The organism is Kitasatospora sp. CMC57, from assembly GCF_045866025.2.
Classification (GTDB): Bacteria; Actinomycetota; Actinomycetes; order Streptomycetales; family Streptomycetaceae; genus Kitasatospora.
Genome location: NZ_AP035881.2, coordinates 5698388 through 5719072 on the forward strand (window position 1 = coordinate 5698388; position 20685 = coordinate 5719072).

The 20685-nt window shown below is 72.2% G+C and carries 15 protein-coding genes; 5 read left to right on the plus strand and 10 right to left on the minus strand.

Features of this window, described 5'->3' with window-relative positions; translation table 11 throughout:
* Together ACKUU6_RS25450 and ACKUU6_RS25455 are read right to left on the minus strand one after the other, a co-directional pair.
* Nucleotides 1-1719, minus strand: coding sequence for an urease subunit alpha (locus ACKUU6_RS25450; RefSeq protein ID WP_407990888.1), 1719 nt, complete (start codon nt 1717-1719; stop codon nt 1-3).
* 52 nt (nt 1720-1771) lie between these two features.
* Nucleotides 1772-2482: an urease subunit gamma gene (locus ACKUU6_RS25455; protein ID WP_407990889.1), complete on the minus strand. Its 711-nt coding sequence runs from the start codon at nt 2480-2482 to the stop codon at nt 1772-1774.
* Nucleotides 2483-2937: 455 nt separating this feature from the next.
* Between ACKUU6_RS25455 and ACKUU6_RS25460 the strand changes: the two genes are divergently transcribed.
* Both ACKUU6_RS25460 and ACKUU6_RS25465 read left to right on the plus strand, forming a co-directional pair.
* Complete coding sequence (locus tag ACKUU6_RS25460; RefSeq protein WP_407990890.1) at nt 2938-3339, plus strand: ATP-binding protein; 402 nt, start codon at nt 2938-2940, stop codon at nt 3337-3339.
* A gap of 285 nt (nt 3340-3624) precedes the next feature.
* Nucleotides 3625-5859, plus strand: coding sequence for a SpoIIE family protein phosphatase (locus ACKUU6_RS25465; RefSeq protein ID WP_407990891.1), 2235 nt, complete (start codon nt 3625-3627; stop codon nt 5857-5859).
* Nucleotides 5860-5881: 22 nt separating this feature from the next.
* On the opposite strand, the gene ACKUU6_RS25470 is transcribed toward ACKUU6_RS25465, so the two are convergent.
* From ACKUU6_RS25470 to ACKUU6_RS25485, 4 genes are all read right to left on the minus strand, one after another.
* Nucleotides 5882-6913, minus strand: a complete 1032-nt coding sequence (locus tag ACKUU6_RS25470; protein ID WP_407990892.1) for a DUF2637 domain-containing protein — start codon at nt 6911-6913, stop codon at nt 5882-5884.
* 227 nt (nt 6914-7140) lie between these two features.
* Nucleotides 7141-7929 (minus strand): hypothetical protein, encoded by a 789-nt coding sequence (locus ACKUU6_RS25475; RefSeq protein WP_407990893.1) that lies wholly within the window; start codon nt 7927-7929, stop codon nt 7141-7143.
* 150 nt (nt 7930-8079) lie between these two features.
* Nucleotides 8080-8946 carry a hypothetical protein gene (locus ACKUU6_RS25480; protein WP_407990894.1) on the minus strand — a complete coding sequence of 289 codons (867 nt, stop codon included), beginning with the start codon at nt 8944-8946 and terminating at the stop codon, nt 8080-8082.
* 88 nt (nt 8947-9034) lie between these two features.
* Complete coding sequence (locus ACKUU6_RS25485; RefSeq protein WP_407990895.1) at nt 9035-9679, minus strand: nucleotidyltransferase family protein; 645 nt, start codon at nt 9677-9679, stop codon at nt 9035-9037.
* Between the two features lie 130 nt (nt 9680-9809).
* Here ACKUU6_RS25485 and moaA point away from each other — a divergent pair, with 130 nt between their 5' ends.
* Nucleotides 9810-10805, plus strand: coding sequence for a GTP 3',8-cyclase MoaA (gene moaA, locus ACKUU6_RS25490; RefSeq protein WP_407990896.1), 996 nt, complete (start codon nt 9810-9812; stop codon nt 10803-10805).
* A 33-nt stretch (nt 10806-10838) separates the two neighbouring features.
* On the opposite strand, the gene ACKUU6_RS25495 is transcribed toward moaA, so the two are convergent.
* The 3 genes from ACKUU6_RS25495 to ACKUU6_RS25505 all read right to left on the minus strand — a co-directional run bounded on the left by ACKUU6_RS25495 (nt 10839) and on the right by ACKUU6_RS25505 (nt 15304).
* On the minus strand, nt 10839-11585 hold the full coding sequence (locus ACKUU6_RS25495; RefSeq protein ID WP_407990897.1) for an HNH endonuclease family protein: 747 nt from the start codon (nt 11583-11585) through the stop codon (nt 10839-10841).
* 168 nt (nt 11586-11753) lie between these two features.
* On the minus strand, nt 11754-14081 hold the full coding sequence (locus ACKUU6_RS25500; RefSeq protein WP_407990898.1) for an ArnT family glycosyltransferase: 2328 nt from the start codon (nt 14079-14081) through the stop codon (nt 11754-11756).
* 104 nt (nt 14082-14185) lie between these two features.
* Complete coding sequence (locus ACKUU6_RS25505) at nt 14186-15304, minus strand: alpha/beta hydrolase (RefSeq protein WP_407990899.1); 1119 nt, start codon at nt 15302-15304, stop codon at nt 14186-14188.
* A 155-nt stretch (nt 15305-15459) separates the two neighbouring features.
* Between ACKUU6_RS25505 and ACKUU6_RS25510 the strand changes: the two genes are divergently transcribed.
* Together ACKUU6_RS25510 and ACKUU6_RS25515 are read left to right on the plus strand one after the other, a co-directional pair.
* Nucleotides 15460-16479, plus strand: a complete 1020-nt coding sequence (locus ACKUU6_RS25510; protein WP_407990900.1) for a LacI family DNA-binding transcriptional regulator — start codon at nt 15460-15462, stop codon at nt 16477-16479.
* A gap of 100 nt (nt 16480-16579) precedes the next feature.
* Entirely contained in the window at nt 16580-17920 is a 1341-nt protein-coding gene (locus ACKUU6_RS25515; protein WP_407990901.1) for an acyltransferase, read from the plus strand.
* Between the two features lie 10 nt (nt 17921-17930).
* Here ACKUU6_RS25515 and ACKUU6_RS25520 read toward each other — a convergent pair whose 3' ends face one another.
* A complete protein-coding gene (locus ACKUU6_RS25520) occupies nt 17931-20495 on the minus strand; it encodes a discoidin domain-containing protein (RefSeq protein ID WP_407990902.1) in 2565 nt (854 codons plus the stop codon).
* Nucleotides 20496-20685: the final 190 nt, after the last annotated feature.

The window sequence follows — 20685 nt, forward strand, 5'->3', positions numbered from 1 at the left end:
TCAGAGGAAGTACAGGCGGCTGAGGGAGACCGAGTCGGCCGGTTCGGAGCGGAGCGGCGCGCCGTCCAGCGAGACCAGTCCGGTGTCGGACTCGACCTGGACGTTGCCGATCCGGGCGTTGCGGACCATGTCGCGGGGGCCGATGCCGCGGGTGTTGCGCACGCCCACCCGGCGCCTGCGGGTCGGGAGTTGGTCGGCCATCCGGTCCAGGTACGCGCCGTCGGCGGCGGCCTGGGCGACGAAGGCGACGGAGATGTCGGCGGCGGTGGCACCGTGGGCACCGAACTGCGGTCCCAGGACCAGGGGTTCACAGGTGTCGGTGGAGGCGTTCGGGTCGCCGACCACACCGTACGCGGGGAAACCGGCCTTGAGAATGAGCTGCGGTTTGGCGCCGAAGTGGTCAGGCCGCCAGAGCACGATGTCGGCGAGCTTGCCGACCTCGATGGACCCGACCTCGTGGGCGAGGCCGTGGGCGATGGCGGGGTTGATGGTGAGTTTGGCGATGTAGCGCAGGACGCGTTCGTTGTCGTCGCCACTCTCGGCGGTACCGAACCCCCCGTCCAGGGGACCCAGTTCGGCCTTCATCTTGCCCGCCATGGCGAAGGTACGGCGCACCGTCTCGCCGGCCCGGCCCATGCCCTGGGCGTCGGAGGAGGTGATGCCGATGACGCCGAGGTCGTGCAGGACGTCCTCGGCACCCATGGTGCCGGCCCGGATCCGGTCGCGGGCCATCGCGGCGTCGCCGGGGAGGTCGACCTTGAGGTCGTGGGCGGAGACGATCATGCCGAAGTGCTCGCCCAGGGCGTCGCGGCCGAACGGCAGGGTGGGGTTGGTGGAGGAGCCGATGACGTTCTCGACGCCCGCCATCTTCAGGACGTTGGGGACGTGTCCGCCGCCGCAGCCCTCGATGTGGAAGGCGTGGATCGTCCGGCCTTCCAGCACCTTCAGGGTGTCCTCGACGGAGAGGCACTCGTTCAGGCCGTCGGTGTGCAGGGCGACCTGGACGTCGTACTCCTCGGCGACGCGCAGTGCGGTGTCGAGGGCGCGGGTGTGCGCGCCCATGTCCTCGTGCACCTTGAAGCCGGAGGCGCCGCCCTCGGCGAGGGCCTCGATCAGCGGTGCCGGGTCGGAGGACGAACCCCGGCCCAGGAAACCGATGTTGACCGGCCAGGCGTCGAAGGAGTTGAACGCGTGCCGGAGCGCCCAGGGCGAGTTGACGCCGACGCCCCAGACCGGGCCGAACTCCTGGCCGATGATCGTGGTGACGCCGGAGGCGAGCGACGCCTCCATGATCCGGGGGGAGAGCAGGTGGACGTGGGTGTCGATGGCACCCGCGGTGGCGATCAGGCCCTCGCCGGAGACGATGGTGGTGCCGGTGCCGACGACCACGTCCACCCCGTGCAGAGTGTCGGGGTTGCCGGCCCGTCCGATGGACGCGATCCGGCCGTCGATCAGGCCGATCGAGGTCTTCCTGATGCCCAGCACGGCGTCGATCACCAGCACGTTGCTGATCACCACGTCGCAGGTGTCTCGGACGGCGGCGGCCTTGAGGTGCAGGCCGTCCCGGGCGGTCTTGCCGAACCCGGCCAGGAACTCCTCGCCGGGCTCCTGGGAGTCGGACTCGACCCGGATGATCAGGCCACTGTCGCCGAGGCGGATGCGGTCGCCGGCCCGGGGGCCGTGGACGGAGACGTAGTCGTGGGGCGTGATGGCGCTCATGCTCCGGCCTCGCAGGAGAAGGAGGTGGGGTGGGCGACGCGAGGGGTGGTGTTCACGATTCGAGCTCCGCGTCGTCGAAGCTCGTCAGGTAGCCGGTCGCGCGGGCCTTCGCGAGGGCGGCCTCGCGCGCGCCGGGCGCGTCGAGCGGGCCGTCCACCAGGCCGGCGAAGCCGATCGCGACCCGGTCGCCGCCGATCGACACCAGGCCGACCTCGACCGTGGCGCCCGGGTCGAAGCGGACCGAGGAGCCGGCCGGGACGGCGAGGTGCGTGCCGTACGCGGCGGACCGGTCGAAGGCCAGGCGCGGGTTGGCCTCGAAGAAGTGGAAGTGCGAGGTCACCGAGATCGGCACCGCCGAGGTGTTGTGCACCGGCAGCAGCAGCGTCTCCTCTACCGGGTCGTAGCCCGCGCCGGTGCCGAGCAGCGCGCCACCGGGGGCGTCGTCACCGAGTGAACCGGCGCCCCGGAACGGGTCGTTGACCACTGCGAGTCGGGTGCCGTCGTCGAAGACGGCCTCCACCTGGATCACCGTGACCACGTCCGGTACGCCGGGCAGGACGTCGGCGGCGGTGAGCACGCTGCGGCCGGCCTCGATCGCCTCGGCCAGGCGTCGGCCGTCCCGGGCCGCTTCGCACACGGTGTCCGCGATCAGCGCGGTCGCTTCCGGGATGTTGAGGCGTACGCCCCGCGCACGCCGGGCTCGGGCCAGTTCGGCCGCTGTGAAGATCAGCAGCCGATCCCGCTCGGTGGGGGTCAGTCGCACGGTGCCTCGCTCGCTCGTGCCGGTGGGTCAGTGCAGGGGGTGGGGCTCAGAAGTTAGAACGTTGTTCAAATATCTCCGGCCATTGAACCCGGACCGGGCCGCCATGTCCAGCCTTGTCGGTCCCGGGCCGTTCGGCGCGTCGAAGGCCGCGACGATGTAAGCCCCGTGGCCGAACCAAACCTCCGAAGGGCACCGAAAAGGATCACTTCTGGTCGGTTGAGCTCCGGTTCACCCCAGGTGATCGGCCACCTACTGTTGCGTAGCACGACCGCTGGGCATGAGGATGGTCGTCAGTATCGGGACGGGCCCGCCGACGGGGGACATGGCGCGGCCGGCTGTCCGAGCGAGGGGTGGGGGCGTACGTGATGGACGGTCAGGCGAGATTTCCGCGGCAGCGGACTGCTTCGGGCAGTGACCAGGTTCGGCCCAGGGGACACCGGGAGGAGACGCCGCCGGTGCACGAGCCCGGCTGCGCCCTGCACCGCAGGCTGCATGCGGCGCTGGCCCCTGCCGACCTGATCGCGGTGGGCGCCGTCCGTCGTCGGCTGCGCGCCGCACTCAACCACTGGGGCGTGCCCGAACTCGCGGACACCGCCGAGCTGCTGACCTCCGAGCTGGTCACCAACGCGCTGCTGCACACCGAGCGCGGCGCGGTGCTGGAGGCGGTGCTCACCCCGGAGCAGCGGCTGCGGATCGAGGTGCAGGACACCACCACGAGACTGCCCGGCCGCCGGGCGCCGAGCGAGACCGCCACCTCGGGCCGGGGGCTGCTGCTGGTGGAGGCGCTGGCCGACGACTGGGGCGTGCAGCTGCGCGGCGACGGCAAGGTCACCTGGTTCGAGCTCGGCGCCGCCTGACTGCGCCCGGGTTCCTGTCACGAAAGCGGCCGGGACCATTGCCCACGAAGCGCCGATGTGCTGACCTGGCAGTGTCCGGTGCGGCCGATGCCGAATCCTCGCCCCATCCGTGCTGGTGAGGCGATACTAGTAATCTTTCGGCAGGATAGTGAGAATGTGTGCCCGGGAAGCCGGCGGGGAGAACCAAGCCTCGACCGGCCGCCACCGCCCGAGCACCGCCCACCACTCAGCACACGGCTATCGCGGTCCGTCCGGACGGCGTGGCACGGCAGCGGCAGGAGAAGCATGGCGACAGAGCCCGAGCCGCGGGGGCCCGCACGCCGTACCCCACCGGCCCAGTCCTCCCGCAGTGCGGCGGCCGCCGGATCGCTCCGGTCCGCGGCAGGCCTGGCGGGCGGACGGATCGCCTCCGCCGTCTCGCGTGGCCTGCCCACCCGGACGGGCGACTCCACCCCCGACTGGCTCGAACCGGCGATGGCCGCCAACGGCATCGGCTCCTTCGACTGGGACATCCGCCATGACCGGCTGGAGGGCGACCAGCGGGCCTGTGCCATCCTCGGCCTGGAGCCGGGCAGGTTCGACCGCAGCTCGGGGGCCTTCCTGGCGATGCTGCACCCTGAGGACGCGCCGGTGGTCCGCCGCCGGGTCGAGCGGGCGGTCGCCGAGCTCGGCCAGTGCGGTGCCTACTACCGGACGGTCTTCCCCGGCGGCGAGCTGCACGCCGTGCGGTTCCGCGGCCGGGTGCTGGCGGACGCCTTCGGGCGGGCGTCGCGGATGGTCGGCTTCGTCTGGGACGCCACCGTCGAGCTGCACAAGCGCGAGCGGGCCGGGGCGATGGCCCAGCTGCGCGAGGAGCGGTCGCGGTTCATCAAGGAGGCCGCGCGGGCGCTCTCCGAGGCCGTCACGGTCCGGGACGTGGCCCGGGTCTTCACCGAGCTGCCGCTGCCGGGCCTGCCGCCGGACGGCCTGGTGCTCTCCTCGCTGGAGGCGGGCAGGCTGCAGATCCTCGGCGCCAGCGGCTACCGCTCGGGCGACCTCCAGCAGTACGACCGCACGCCGATCTCGCCCGCCCACCCCGCCTCCGAGGCGATCCGCAACCGCGTGCCGATCTTCATCTCCAGCCGCGACGAGTACCGGGAGCGCTATCCCGACGCGTACCCGCAGCTGGCCGAGGCAGGGGAGCGCAGCGCCTGGGCCTTCCTCCCGCTGGTCGCCAGCGGCCGCCCGATCGGCGTCTGCCTGGTCAGCTTCGACGACGACCGGGAGCTGGACGCGGACGAGCGCACCCTGCTCTCCACCCTCGGCGGGCTGGTCGCCCAGTCCCTGGCCAGGGCCCGGCTGCACGATGCCGAGCACGAGCTGGCGGCCGGTCTGCAGCGGGTGATGCTGCCCCGTACGGTGCCCTCGGTGCCGGGCGTGACCACCGCCGTGCGGTACCTGGCGGCGGGCTCCGGGCTGCAGATCGGCGGCGACTGGTACGACGTGGTGCCGCTGCCCGGCGGGCACGTCGGCCTGGTGATCGGCGACGTACAGGGCCACGACGTGCACGCGGCGGGCATCATGGGCCAGCTCCGGATCGCCTTGCGCGCGTACGCCGCGGAGGGTCACCCGCCCGCCGCAGTGATGGCCCGGGCCTCCCGCTTCCTCGCCGACCTGGACACCGACCACTTCGCCACCTGCACCTACGCCGAGGTGAACGTCGACTACGGCGTGGTCTACGCCGTCCGGGCCGGGCACCTCGACCCGGTGGTGCGGCGCGGCGACGGCAGCGCCACCATCGTGCCGGTGGCCGGCGGTCTGCCGCTCGGGGTCTCGCCGGACGAGGAGTACCGGGTCACCCGGTTCAGCCTGGACCCGGGCGAGACGGTGGTGCTCTGCACGGACGGCCTGGTCGAGGCCCGCGACATGGACCTGGACACCGGCTTCGCCCGGCTCTGCGCCGCCGTCTCCCAGGAGCTGCCGGGACGGGACGAGGGGCCCCGCGACCAGCTGGAGGAGCTGGCCGACCGGATCGCCTCGCAGGCCGCCGACTCCGCCGAGCGGGAGGACGACATAGCGCTGCTGCTGCTCCGCTGGGACGGTCCTGCCGGCGGCCTGGCCGCCCAGCAGCTGCGCCGCCGGATCGGCCAGGCGGACCTGGCCCGGATCTCCGAGCTGCGCGGTGAGCTGCGGGACGCGCTGCGCCGTTGGGGCGTCGGCGAGCTGGTCGACACCGCCGAGCTGCTCGCCTCCGAGCTGGTCACCAATGCGATCCGGCACACCGATCGGGACGCGATGTTCACCGCACGGCTCTACCGGGAGTCGGTCGGTGACGCGGCCGACGGCGAGACCAGGGCCAGGCTGCGGGTCGAGGTGGAGGACGAGTCCGACCTCTGGCCGACCCGGCGGACGCCGGGCGAGCAGGCCTCCTCCGGGCGCGGGCTGATGCTGGTCGAGGCCCTGGCCGACGGCTGGGGCGTGGAACCGCGCGGCTCCGGCAAGCGGATGTGGTTCGAACTCTCGCCCGACCAGGCCGAGTAGCTTGCCGGCGCCCCGACGAGGGTCAGCCGAACTGCTGCTCAAGGTCCTTGAGCTTCTGCTCCAGTGAGTCCAGCCGGGGCAGCGTCATGGTGTCCTCCTCCGGCGTCAGGTCGACGCTGCGGCGGGCCGGCAGCCCAGCCTGGGTGGCCTTGCCCTCCACCGCCCTCTCCTCGGCCGGTGCCTCGACCACTATCGCGGGCTCCGAGCTGCCCGCCTCCAACTGTGCGGCGGCGAGCTGCCGTTCGGCCGAGCGCGGCCGCCAATGGCCGCCGGGGTGCCGCCCGATCGCCCGGATCTCGGCCCGCTCACGGCGGCTGGCCAGCCGCTGCCGCTCGCGGTCCAGCGCGGCCTGCCGCTTGTCGTCCCGGACCTCCTCGACCGCCTCGTCGAGGCTGCGGACACCTTCCAGCAGCATCAACGACCAGGCCGCGTAAGTCTCCAGAGGCGCCCTCAGCCAGCGGACGATCCGGATCTGTGGGAGCGGACGGGGCACCAGGCCCTGTTCACGGAGCGCGGCCCTACGGGTCTGCTTGAGCGCCCGGTCGAACAGGATCGCCGCCGAGAGCGACATACCGGAGAAGAACTGCGGGGCACCGTCGTGGCCGCCGCCGCGCGGCGCGTGCACCCAGTTGAACCAGGCGGAGGCACCGGCGAAGAACCAGACCAGCAGCCGGGATCCGAGCGCGGCATCACCGTGACTGGCTTCCCGGACGGCCAGCACCGAGCAGAACATCGCGGCGCCGTCCAGGCCGAACGGGACCAGGTACTCCCAGCCGCCGGACAGCCCGAGGTTCTGCACCCCGAAGCCGACCAGGCCGTGGAAGGAGAGCGCGGCCGCGACCCCGGCGCAGCAGAACAGCAGCACGTACGAGGCGCCCCCGTACATCGACTCCTTGCGGCGGCGGCGCTCCTCGCCGCGCTCCCAGGAGTCACCCGAACCGGTGGCTGCCGCAGCAGCGGTCCGGGTCCGCAGGAAGGTCACCACGACGGCGACCACCACCAGACCGGTCACGCCCGTGAGGGCCCAGCCCAGTGGAATATCGGACAGTTTCATGGCCGGAACCAGCCTCGCTTTCCTGCCTTGTGATGGCGAGCCACCACTATGGCGGATGTGTGCCGTCCATTTGGCTGATTCGCCGTCAATGCACCGAGGAGAGGGAATTCCGACCTGGTTCTCTCCGTATGGTCCGATGAAATGACCGAACTGATTCGAACCTTTTCCCGTCCATTCCGAGCAGACTCGAAAGCGGGGCGTTCGGGCCGGTGAGGTGCCGCTCAGGATCAGGCGCGGCCGTCCGGGGGAGCGGCGGGGGCGGGCACCGGGTTGAGGCGGCGGGCCAGCCAGACCGGTACGCCGCCGAGCGCCTGCACCAGCCGGGCGGCCTCCGCCCGCAGGCGGACTGCCTCGGCGGCCTCCGAAACCTCCGCCAGCGCGGCCAGCGCCGGGGCCACCCCGACCGTGAAGCCGAGCTCCTCACGGATCGTCAGGGAGGCCCGGAAGCCCTCCCTGGCCCGTTCGGTCTCGCCCGCCGCGAGGGAGAGCGAGGCCAGGTGCCGCCAGGTGTACGAGCGCAACAGCTCGTCCCCGATCCGGCCGGCGCCCTCGTGCGCCCTGCGGTACGCGATCCAGGCCGCCGTGCGGTCGTGCAGCAGGTTCTCGGCGACCAGGCCGCGGCGGAAGTCGAGCAGCGGGCGGCCCGGCGCGTCCGGCGGCAGCAGGGCCGAGGTCCGGCCGAGCGCGGCCTGCGCCTCGTCCAGCCGGTCACGCGGGCCGAGCACGCTGGCGACGTACGCCAGGAAGCCGCGGGAGCAGGCCGCGCCCGCCCGCTGGTCCGCCGTGGCCGCACCGGCCTCGGCGAGGCGCAGGGCCTGCTCGGCCTGCTCCCAGTGCGCGGCGGTGAACATGCACTGCTCGATGAGGAGTTCGGCTCTGTCGAGCGCGGCCGACGGGTCGGTCTCGGCGGTCGGACGGAGCAGTTCGGCTGCCTCCTGCCAACATCCACGGGAACGCAGTCGCCACACCGCGTCCGTCTTGTTGCTGCCCCCCAGGGCCGTACCGTGCTCCGACAACGCCACCTCCTTGTGTGCGGTGTCCAGCGAGCGGGCTGCTGTGGCCGCAATTCAACACGGGGGTGAGCTTGTGCACCAGATCACGAGCGGGAGATGATCCGGAACCACCTGCTCCTGATCAGGTGGTCCAGACCTGTGAGGCGGCTCCGGTCAGAACGTCCAACCGGTCTCCATCAGCGCTTCGGCGGCGCCGTTGGCGGGCTGCGGTATACCCGCCGGGTCCAACCGGAAGAGCGCGACCAGCAGTTGTTCTCCCCGGACGACGGCCTGCTGGGTGAAGCCGGAGAGGGTGAACAGCGCGGCGGCGATCTCCTCGGTGTGCAGGGTCTGGAGCCAGAGGCACTCCACCGTCTTGACGTCGGCCGGCGGGCCGGCGGCGTCCACCTGGGCCACCATCCGGGTTCCCAAGAGCGTTACAGCCGCACTGTCCTGATCCTCCGTCAGCTCCAGGTCGTCGAAGCCGAGCCACTGGAGGTATCGGGCCGCCGTGAGCACCGCGTCCTCCTGGGTGCGCACGGGATGCGGCCGGAACGGCGGGCGCTGCTGCCAGGCGGCGGGCTGCCAGTGGGTGCTCTGCGGCGGCGCGGTCCGGCCGCCGCCGGAGCTGGTGCCGGTGGACGGGAGGGCCGTGTGCGGCCGTTGCTCCTGCGGGCGGCGGGACTGACCGGGCCCGAGCGGGCCGGTGCCGGTGCTCTGCAGCCGGGGCGCGCGGTCCACCGGGAGTCGGACGGTGGCCCCGCAGTTGCAGGTGAACTCCGGCTGCGGCCACTGGTCGTTGCGCCCGCAGTGCGGGCAGCGCATGCTCAGCCAGGAGTCCTCCCAGGAGCGGAACCTCACCTGGACCGGCACGCCGCCGCGCAGCAGCGGGACGCGCAGCTGGGCGCCGCACGGGCAGGGCAGGCTGGGCGGCTCGTACAGGTGCTCGCGGCGGCAGGCCGGACAGCGGATCTCGGTCGTACCGTAAGGCCGCTCGGCCCCTTGCTCGTTGAAGTCGTCGGGCAGCGGCACTCCGGGCATTGCTCGCACCGTCCGTTCTGGTCGCCTGGCCGGGTCGCTACCCATCGTCGCTGATCGCCGGGGTCGTCGCCGGGGATTGGGGCAAACCTCAGGGATGGACCAGGGGCACGTCAGGGGCGCACGGGCCGTCGTCCTGACGGTCCGTCCAGCGGGCCAGGTCCGCCGGAGTGTCCAGGTCGTCCGGGACGGCGACGTCGCCGCACTCCACCAGACGCACGTCAGGGGCGTGCGCGGCGAGCAGCGCGCGGGCTCCGGCGTCCCCCTCCGCACCGGCCGCCGCCTCCGCGAAGTGCCGGGCGGCGATCAGGACGGGGTGCCCGCGCCGGCCGTCGTAGGCCGCGGCGACCAGGTCGGCACCGGCGCGGTGGGCGGCCAGCAGCCGGGCGACGGCGGCAGGGGTGACGCCGGGGGTGTCCACCAGCATCACCAGGACGGCGTCGGCCGAGGGTGGCAGGGCGGCCAGTCCGGCTCGGAGTGAGGAGCCCATGCCGCTCATCCAGTCAGGATTGTCGACAAGGAGACAGTCTTCGGTGTCGGCGGCGGCGCGTACCTGGTCGGCCGCCGCGCCCAGGACCGCGACGGAGTCCGTGCAGCCACCGGCCCTGACCACGGCCAGCGCGTGTTCCAGGAGGGGGCGGCCCCGGTAGCGGATCAGCGCCTTCGGCCACCCGCCGAGCCGGCGGCCACCGCCTGCGGCGAGCACCAGGGCTGGGACGTACGGGGGAGCGGCCATGGGACCAGTCTGCCGCGCGGCCGCGGGCCCGGGGAGTTGTGGGATCCCACAACGGTGGCCGGTGCCGCCGGGCCGCCGACCGGGTCTTCCACCCCTGGACCTTCCCCCGCCGGGGGCCTGTACTGGGCAGATGTACACCGCACCTGCCCCGCTGGTGGACCGGTACGGCCGGGTCCACACCGACCTGCGGGTCTCGCTGACCGACCGCTGCAACCTGCGCTGCACGTACTGCATGCCGGCCGAGGGGCTGAACTGGCTGCCGAAGGCGGAGGTGCTGACCGACGACGAGATCGTTCGACTGGTGCGGATCGCGGTCACCCGCCTGGGCATCAGGTCGATCCGGCTGACCGGCGGCGAACCGCTGCTCCGGCGCGGCCTGCCAGGGCTGGTCTCCCGGCTGACCGCGCTCGGCCCCGAGGTCTCCCTGACCACCAACGGCATCGGGCTGGCCAGAACCGCAGCCGAGCTGAAGAGCGCCGGGCTGCACCGGGTGAACGTCAGCCTGGACACCCTGCGGCCCGAGCGCTACGCCGAGATCACCCGCCGGGACCGGATCGCCGACGTGTTCGCGGGTCTGGCCGCCGCCCAGGCTGCCGGACTGGCACCGGTGAAGATCAACGCGGTGCCGGTGCGCGGGGTGAACGAGGACGAGATCCTCGACCTGGTGGAGTTCGCCGCCGGGCACGGGTACCGGATGCGATTCATCGAATCCATGCCGCTGGACGCGCAGGGAGCCTGGGAGCGGGACAAGATGATCACCGCGGACGAGCTGCTGGCGGTCCTGACGGAGCGTTGGGAGCTGGTCCCGGTCGGGCGGCACGGCAACGCCCCCGCCGAGGAGTGGCGGATCGCCGGGACGGACACCGTGATCGGCGTGATCGCCTCGGTGACCCGCCCGTTCTGCGGCGGCTGCGACCGCGTCAGGCTGACGGCCGACGGCCAGCTCCGGAACTGCCTCTTCGCCACCCAGGAGTCCGACCTCCGCGCCCTGCTGCGCGGCGACGCCGATGACGCCGCGATCGAACTGGCCTGGCGCAACACGATCGCTCGCAAGGGGCCGGGCCACGACATCAACTCGGCCGACTTCGTCCAGCCGGACCGGCCGATGTCCGCGATCGGGGGCTGAGCCCCGCAGCCGCCGGCCGGGGCGGGGCTTGGGTCAGCCCGTGCACTGGGCGAGCATCGCCTTCTTGTCGGCCGGGGTGACCGGGAGTTGGTACTTGAGTGAGACCTGAGCGAAGCGGACGGCGTAGGAGCAGCGCACCGCTTCGTTCGCGGGCAGCCACTCGGCCGGGCCGGAGTCGCCCTTGGCAGCGTTCTGGGGGCCGTCGGCGGGGATCAGGTTGAGCGGGTCATTGGCGATCTGCACCCGCTTGGCCTTGTCCCACCTGGCGGCCCCCATCTGCCAGTCGTAGGACAGTGCCATCACGTGGTCGATCTGGATCTTGTTGGCCTGCTGCTTGGTCCACCGGACGGTCTTGCCGGTGTACGGGTCGAAGATCGTCATCCCGGTCACCACGCAGGCCGAACCATCCTTGTGTTCAAGGGACTTGCCGTCCCGGGCCAGCAAATCGTCCCGGGTGCCGCAGTCGTTGTGGCCGAGCGGGACGCCGTCCACGTTGTCGGTCCACGGCGGGCCGAACTGGTCGCGGTCGTACCCCGCCTTGCCGCCGCTCTCGGCGGTGGCAACCTTGGCGATCAGGTCGCGGGCGGCCTTGCGGTCGTCGGGGGAGGTGATCGGGCCGAGGCCGGGCTTGGTGCCGTCCGGGTTCTGCAGCGGGTTGGTGCCGGGGTTGACCTGGGTGGCCCGGTCCTGGGAGCTGTCGCCGCTGGTGCAGGCGGACAGCGCCGGTGCGATCAGGAGCAGGAGAGCGGTCGCGGACAGGGCGGTACGGCGGGCGCGCACGGAGTTCTCCCCCGGGTGGTGGCGAGCAGGGCTGCTGACGGGGCACCAGCAGACCAGCCGCCTCACGGGGGGTCAAGTCGCGCGGCGGCGCGCCCGGCCGGGGTGTGGGGGCTCAGACAGCCGGATGCCCCCGACGGAGCGTGGCTCCGCCGGGGGCATCCGGGTCGGTCAGTTGCCCGTGGTCAGGTCGTAGACCGTGGTGCCGCCGACCGTCCGAGCCGTGAAGGTGGCCTCGACCCAGGCGGCGATCTCGGCGGACTGGCTGGAGCCGCCCGTGCCGCCGCCGCGCAGGCCGCCCATGACGCGGTCCGAGCCGCCCATGCCGCCTCCGCCGATGAAGTAGTGCACCTTGCCCTGCTGGACGTACTGCTTGAACGCGTCCAGGGTGAGCGAGGGGTCGGAGCCGTTGAAGCCGCCGAGCGCCATCACCGGCGCGCCGGTGGCGAGTTGGTAGCTCGCCTGGTTCTGCGAGCCGACCGCTGCGGCGATCCAGGTGTACCGGTCGGCGTCCTGCTTGAGGAGTTGCGCCACTTCGTCGCTGACCTGGGCGCCGTTGAGCAGGCCGCCCATACCGCCGCCGCCCATCGCGCCGCGACCGGTCGTGTCGCCGAAGCCGCCCTGCGGTAGCTGGCCGGTGGGCATCCCACCGGCCCGGCCACGGGTCTGGCCGCCGCCCTGCGGGAACGCCCCGCCGCCCTGCGGGAACGCCCCGCCGCCCTGCGGGAACGCCCCGCCGCCCTGCGGGAACGCCCCGCCGCCCTGCGGGAACGCCCCGCCGCCCTGCGGGAAGGCGCCGCCACCGGGTGGGAGTTGCCCGCCGTCGCGCAACCGCATGCCGCCGGGCCCACCCATACCCATCGCGCCCTGGACCCGGGGCCCGGCGGTCGGGATCGAGCCGGTGTGGGCGGTCGAGACGGTGTCCGCCGCGTACGCGGCCGGTCCGCCGAGCGCGGCGGCCAGCGCGACCAGTCCGGCGGCGGCGCCGATCCGCCCGGCCAGCCGACCGGTCACCTGGGCCGAGCCGACCAGGGCGACGGTGGCCAGCAGGCCGCCGACCAGGACCGCCCAGCGCAGCCAGGGCAGGAAGTCGGTGCTGCGCCCGAGCAGGACGTAGCCCCAGACCGAGGTGCCGCCGACGACCAGGCCCAGCAGCGCCGCGTACGGCAGCCGCCTACGGGCCCGCCAGAGGCCGTCCACGCCCATGCCGACCAGCGCGGCCACCGCCGGGGCCAGCGCCACGGTGTAGTACTGGTGGAAGATGCCGGACATGTAACTGAAGGTCAGCGCGGTGCTGAGCAGCCAGCTGCCCCAGACCAGGAAGGCGGTCCTGGCACCGTCGGTGCGCGGGGCCCGGCGGGTGGCCCAGAGGCCGACCAGCAGCAGGAGCAGCGCGGCCGGCAGCAGCCAGGCGATCTGGCCGCCGATGTCACCGTCGAACAGCCGGGTGATGCCGGTCTCGCCCCAGCCGCCGCCCTGGCCGCCACCGCCGCCGACGCTGCCGGTCTCCTCGCCGGTCAGTCGGCCGAAGCCGTTGTAGCCGAAGGTGACGGAGAGGAAGCTGTTGTCCTGCGAGCCGCCGATGTACGGCCTGGCGGAGGCGGGCGTGAGTTCGACGATCGCCACCCACCAGCCCGCCGAGGCGATCATCGCCCCGGCGCCGTAAAGGAGTTGGAGCAATCGGCGGCCGAGGCCGGTCGGTGCGACCAGCAGGTACACCAGCGCGAAGGCGGGCAGCACCAGGAAGGCCTGCAGGGTCTTGGTGAGGAAGCCGAAGCCGAGCAGCACGCCGACGAGGATCATCCACCGCGTGCTCGCCGTCTCGGTGGCCCGGACCAGGGCGTACGCGGCCAGCGTGAGCAGCAGCACCAGCAGCGCGTCCGGGTTGTTGAACCGGAACATCAGCGCGGCGACCGGTGTCAGGGCCAGCACCGCACCGGCCACCAGGCCGCCGAGCGGGGAGAACCGGCGGCGCACCGTGGCGTACACCGTGCCGACGGTCGCCACACCCATCAGGACCTGCGGGGCAAGCAGGGCGAAGGAGTTCAGTCCGAAGGCCCGGACCGACAGGGCCATCGGCCAGAGCGACATCGGTGCCTTGTCGACGGTGATGAAGTTGGCCGCGTCCGAGGAGCCGTAGAAGAACGCCTTCCAGCTCTGCGAACCGGCCTGTACGGCGGCCGAGTAGAAGGAGTTGGCCCAGCCGGAGGCGCTCAGGTTCCAGAAGTACAGCAGCGCGGTGGCGGCCAGCAGGCCGAGCAGCGCGGGCCGGGCCCAGGCCGGGTCGTCAGGACGGCCGCGCCAGGCGCGGGTGGGCAGCGTACGCAGCCGCCCGGCCCAGGAGGACGGGCTCTTCGGGCCTGTCGACGGCAGCCCGACCGGCGGGAACAGGGGGTCGACCGTGGCCCGTGCCGGGGGCTCGGGGGTCTCCGGCGGCGGGTAGTTCGCAGCCTCGGGCCACGGTTCGCTGGTGGAAGGAGGGGAACTGGTCGTGGTCATGGGGGCTACGCTCTGCCACCACGCTGAGATTTTCGTGAAGCACAGCTGTGATCCCGGTCAGGAATCGACCGGCGGCCGAGGGAGACGCCAGGGCGGCGTGCTCGTCAGGCCGGCTGAACGGGTGCCAGCTGCTTGCCGAGCCACTCCAGCGCGGGCGGGATCTCCCTGGTCCAGGTGTGGAAGTTGTGGCCGCCGCTGTCGAGGGTGATGGTGGCCAGCCTGGTCGGCGCCTTGAAGGCGGCCACCATCTGCTGGGTGGCCGGGTAGTTCTGCTCGTTGTAGCTGGTGGTGAGCAGCAGCGCGGCGGTTGGTGGGGGCGTGTTCTTCAGCCGCCAGAGCAGGTCGTTCTCCCGTTCGAGCTGCTCCCGGCCGCCGAACAGGTCACCGGTGGTGACATCGGTCGGCGCGCTGTAGTAGCCCGAGAGCGAGATCGCGGTGCGGTACGAATCCGGCCTGCGCAGCGCGAACTTGAGCGCGCAGTAGCCTCCGGTGGAGTTGCCGATCACGGCTCGCTGGCCCGGCTGGTCGGAGACCCGGTAGGAGGCCGCCACCGCCTTCGGCAGGTCCTCGGCGAAGTAGGTCTCCACCTGCGGCCCGTTCGGGACGTCGACGCACTCGGTGTCCCGGTTGCCGACCACGGTCGGACGCATCATCACCAGGACGGTCGGCGGCAGCTTTCCGGCCTCGATCGCGGTCAGCGTGGAGGCGGGGTAGGCCATCAGCGAGATCAGCTTCTCCGCCGACCCCGGGTACCCGGCGAGTACCAGGGCCATCGGGAACTTCCGTTCGGCGTAGCCCGGTTGGAAGTACTGTGGCGGGAGGTAGACGTACCCGGCGCTGCTGATCCCGGAGGACGCGCCCTTGATCTCGACCTGCTGGATCACGCCCGCGCGGTCCCGGGCCGAGCCCTGCGAGGAGTACACCTTCTGCTCGCCGCGGATTGAGACCGGCTTGCCCGGCTGCTGCTCGACCACCGTGCCGGGGGCGCCGTCCGTGCCGAGCAGGTCGCTCCAGGTGGTGTAGAAGCCGAAGTAGGAGTTGGCCACCAGGCCCATCGCCACCAGCACGGTGACCTGGGTGACCAGGAAGGCACCGAGCCGACCGGTCCAGGACTTCCAACCGCGACCGGCCAGTTTCGGCCAGAGCGACAGGGTGGCGACGAAGGCGGCCACCGCGAGCAGGATGGCGATGATCTGGATCAGGTTTCCGGTCAGGCTGGGCACTTGCTGATGGTAGATGAGAGGTTCCTGAGAGTCCGCCAGGACCCCCGCCCGGCGCGGTCGGTGGGGAGCCGGGGCGGATCGTCCGTGTGCCGACCCGGTCCCGGCGGCCGGAATCGGCCGGGGCGGGGCTTCGCGCCCGTGCTATAAACGGCCCCATGAGCGAAGCCCTGGCCCGGCGGCCCGCCACTCTCGAGGATGTGGCCCGAGCCGCGGGCGTGTCCCGGTCCACGGTGTCCCGGGTCATCAACAACATCCGCAACGTCGACCCGGAGTTGCAGCAGACCGTCCGCGACGCGGTGGCCGCCACCGGCTACGTCCCGAACGCCGCCGCGCGCGCCCTGGTGACCCGGCGGGCGGGTGCGGTGGCGCTGGTGATGTCCAGCTCCGCCGGGCAGGAGGAGATCTTCACCGACCCGTTCTTCGGCCGGGTGGTGGGCGGGATGATCGGGGCGCTGCGCCCGCTCGGCGTGCACCCGGTGTTGATGCTGGCCGACGACCCGGCCGCCCGTGAGCAGGTGCTCTCGTACCTGCGGCAGGGCAATGCGGACGGCGCGATGGTGGTGTCCACTCGGGCCGACGACCCGCTGTCCGGGCGGCTGTTCGAAGCCGGCCTGCCCACCGTGCTGTTCGGCCGTCCGGCCGAGCCGCTGCCCGGGCGGCTGAGCTGGGTGGACCTGCGCAACGTCGAGGGTGGCAGGCTGGCGGCCGAGCACCTGCGGGCCCGGGGCTGCCGACGGATCGTCACCATCGCCGGCCCGGCCGCGATCTCCGCGGGGGCGGACCGCCTAACCGGCGTCCGGGCGGTGCTCGGCGCGGACGTTCCGGCGGTGGAGGGTGATTTCGGCCAGGCGAGCGGGGCGAAGGCGATGGAGCGGTTGCTCGCCGAACACCCGGACCTGGACGGCGTGTTCGCCGCAAACGACCTGATGGCGCGGGGAGCGGTCGCGGTGCTGACCGAGCGGGGCCGTCGGGTGCCGGAGGACGTCGCGGTGATCGGCTTCGACGACAGCAGCGCCGCCACGGTCGGGCTGCCGGCGCTCACCACGGTCCGGCAGCCGGTGGAGGAGATGGCGGCCGAGATGACCCGGCTCCTGCTGGAGCGGATCGCCGATCCGCTCACGGAGCCCGGCTCGGTGCTGTTCGATCCGGAGCTGGTGATCCGGCAGTCCGCATGACCCGCGGGTGGCGGAGCTGTCGGACGGGGCGGATGTTCTCGTGAAGGATGAGCGAAACCGGTCTAGTCCACTATCGTTCCGGTAGCCACCGGGAGGGCCGATGATCCGCTCTGCGCAGAGCCGCACCATCCATGCCGGACGCGCGTCGGGGACGGTGGTCCGCTGCGGGGTGTCCGACGTGATGCTGGCCGAACTCCCGGTCTCCGTCGTGTTCTTCTACGGCACGGAGCTGGACCCGGACCGGCTGGCAGCTGGACTGGCCGAGGCGCTCGGCCGGGCGCCGCTGTTCGGCGGGCGGCTGCGGGCGGGCCGGGACGGGCTGGAGATCGTCTGCTCCGACGCGGGTGTGCCACTTGTGACGGCCGAGGCGGCCGAGACGCTGCCCGAGGCGATGAGCCGGATGACGCTCGGCTCCTCCGGGTACGTCGACCACGTCGAGGCCGGCCGGGCCCACTCCGGCGAGGGGCCGCTGTTCACCGTCAGGGTCAGCCGACTGGCTGACGGCGGAACGGCGTTGGGCTGCTCCTGGCACCATGTGATCGGGGACGTGCAGAGCTTCATGACGCTGATGCGGGCCTGGTCGGCGGCGGTCGAGGGCACCGAGCCGCCCGAGGTCGGCATCGCCGCGGACCGCGAGGGTCACCTCGACGCGGTGCTCCCGGCCGAGGACTCGGGGCGGCTCGGGTTCCGGATCCCGACGGCGGCGGAGGCCGAGCTGCTGGCACACGAGTTCCGCACCGCGCCGCGCGCCAACCGGACCGTCCAGGTGTACTTCACCGACGCCGAGGTGGCCGAGATGAAGGCCCGGTTTGGTGCAGCCACCGGTCGGCGGCTGTCGGCCAACGACGTGCTGGCGGCCCATCTGGTCACCACCATACGGCAGTTGGACGGCGACGAGGAAGCACGCACCCTGCTGCTACCGGTGAACATCCGGCGCCATCTGGGTATCCCGGCGGGCCAGCTCGGCAACCTGCTGGGTGAAGTGGTGCTGACCTGCCGGCCGGCTGGGGAGCCGGAACGGCTGGCCGGGGAGATCAGGTCGGCGGTGGAGGAGTTCGCCACCGCCCACCTCAGCCTGCGGACCAACCGGGACTTCCTGGCGTCGGTCGGGCGGGAGCGACTGCGGGACTGCGTGCCGCTGGGCTTCGATCCGGGCAACAAGACCTTCACGCTCTCCAGTTGGAGCAAGGCGGGGGTGTACGAGGTGGCCTTCGAGGGCCACCGTCCGCTTGCGTTCAGTCCGGGCGCCAGCGTCCAACTCGCTTGGGTGGCTTGGCTGGTGGAGGGATTCTCCGGTGCCGGCCAGCTGCTCACCGTGGTGCTGCCGGCCCGCCTCGCCGCCCGCCTGCGCGGGGAGGAGGGGCGGGCCGCCCTGCACCGGTACCGCGATCCCGCCGAGCGGCTGCCGGAGCTGGCCCTTCAGGTCAGGAAGCTGGCCTGAAGGTCGACGCTCAGGGGTAGGAGACGACCACCGAGGGGACGGTGGAGGTGCCCGAGGTGGGCGCGCCGACATCGTTGATCACGTGGTTGTACTGGCCGTTGCCGCCCAGCGAGACCACCAGCAGGTCGTGGAACCGCACGCCCGGCCGGACCGGCGCCTCGAAGCCGTGGTCCTGACGGATTGTCGGGTCCACGTTGTAGTAGCAGTAGCTGCCCAGACCCCAGCCCTCATGGGTGGTGACGTTGTCGCCGACCTTGTACGCAACGTAGCCCTGGACCGAACCGTTCTGCACGGCGGCCTGGTTGGGCGCGTCGTAGGCCTTCTCGTTCTGGAAGAAGACGGTCCTGCCGTTGTTGCCGTACCACTGCACGTCGTACTTGTTGAAGTGCTCGACGAACAGGCCGGTGGCCAGCACGTCGTCACCGTTCACGACCAGGCCGTAGTCCGAGCGGTTGGTCTCCCACCCCCAGCCCTCGCCGTGGTCGGCGCGCCACAGCCAGGTGTGGTCGATGATCGCGTCGTCGCTGTTCACCACGACGGCCGTGGTCGCCTTGCCCGCACCCGCGCCGCCGATCCGGACGAAGACGTCCTGGACGGTGGTGGGGTCGGCGCCGTGGTCGGCCGAGGAGTCGGCCGGGCCGACCTCCAGCAGGGTGGCCGAGTTGACCGGGCCCGCGTCGATCAGGAAGCCCGCGAGCCTGACCCCGTCCACGTCGGCGACCTTCATCGCCGTCACCCCGTTGTCCGGGACGAGGGTGGCCAGACCGAGGCCGAGCACCACGGTGTCCGCGCGGGTCACGTTGATCGTCCGGTCGACGTGGTAGACGCCCGGCGTGAAGAGCAGGTTGAGCCCCTGGGCCAGCGCGGCGTTGATGGTCGCGGCGGTCGCCCCGGGCTTCACCACGTAGAACTGGCTCAGCGGGACGGAACTGCCCTGCGGGGTGCCGTTGCCCCAGGAGACTCCGCTCGCGTTGGTGCGCTTGGCCGGGACGAAGACCCTGTAGTCGGCCCCGTCCAGGTAGAGGAACGGCTTCTCCCGGGAGACCGGGGTGCTGGCCAGCGTGGTGTACGGCGGGTTCGGGAAGGCTCCGCCGGCCGGGGCGCCCTGGACACCGGAGAAGACCTGGTTCCAGACGCCGTTGCTGAAACCGCCGATCGAGCTGTCCCGGGTGTACCACTGCTGCTGCGAGTAGTTGCCCACCTGGCCGTCGATCCTGCTGTCGGCGATGTAGCCGCCGCTGGCCCAACCGTAGCCGTTCGGCGCCAGGTTGAGACCGCCCTTGACGTGCATCCGGCGGAACGGCGCGGCCTGCGAGACCGCCCAGCGGTCGGTGCCGCTGACCGGGCTTAGCGCGAGATTCTCGGCCGAGCGCCAGAAGTTCTGGGTGGCGTTGCCGTTGAACCAGCCCGCGTCGACCGTGACGTCACCGTTGATGGTGGTGTCGTCGGGGGAGAGCCCGAGGCCGGAGATCGAGGTGTAGAAGCCGATCTGCGCGTTCAGGTTGTTGTAGGTGCCAGGCTTGAACAGGAACTGGTAGCGGCCGGAGCCGAACTGGGCCGACTCCTGCTGGGCGAAGACCTGGTCCAGCCTGGCCTGGATGTTCGGCGTCGAGGGGTCGAAGACGATCACGTTCGGTCCGAGGTCGCCGCCGCCCTGGACCGGCGGGACACTCCCGCCGCCGGTGTTCACCTGGAACTCCCAGAGCGAGTAGCCGTAGCCGGTGCCCCGGGTCTGTCCGTTCATCCGGACGTACCGGCCCGATCCGCTGACGTCCAGGCTCTCGGTGCCACCCGTGCCGTTGGTGGTGGTGCGGACGGTGGTCCAGGTCGCGCCGTCGTCGGAGGTCTGGAGTTGGTACGACTTCCCGTACGCGGCCTCCCAGTTGAGCACCACCCGGCAGATCTGCTGGACCGATCCCAGGTCGACCTGGAGCCACTGCGGGTCGCTCGCGGCGGAGGACCAGCGGGTGCCGGTGGTGCCGTCGGTGGCGAGCGCCGCGCCGGTGCCGGCGTTCTCGGTGGAGGAGGCGGTGGTCGGTCGGCCCTGGGCGGCGTTGGCGGTGCCACAGGTGGGGGAGGTGGCGCCGGTGCTGCCGAAGACCTGGAACTCCCAGAGCGAGTAGCCGTAGCCCGTGCCCCGGGTGATGCCGTTCATCCTGACGTACCGGCCGGAACCGGTGACGTCGACCGTCTCCACGCCGCCGGTGCCGTTGGTGGTGGTGTGGACGGTGGTCCAGGTGGTGCCGTCGTCGGAGGTCTGGAGCTGGTACGACTTCCCGTACGCGGCCTCCCAGTTGAGTACGATCCTGCTCAGGGTGGCGGTCGCGCCCAGGTCGACCTGGAGCCACTGCTGATCGCTCGCGGCGGAGGACCAGCGGGTGGCGGTGTTGCCGTCGTTGGCGAGGGCGGCGGTGGTGCCGGCGTTCTCGGTGGAGGAGGCGGTGACCGTCTTCCCCTGCGAGAGCAGCGAGTCGGCGGCGTGGGCGGCGCTGCCCGGTAGGGCGAGCACTGCTCCGGAGAGCAGTGCCAGCGTGGTGGTGGTCGCGGCGATACCGCGTGCCGAAGTGAGCCTCACGGGCTTCTCCTGCGCTGGGTGGGGTGGGGGTGGGGGAGGCGCAGCGGCGGACTGAGGCGCCGTCGGAGAATCTCGGAGAGCGCTCCCCGAGGGGAGTGTGAGGGGCTCAAACTCGCGCTGTCAAGCCCGAGTTGGACTGTCGGGCGGTTCGGGCAGGGGCTAGGGCGTCCGGCGCTCGGATCGGAGCCGC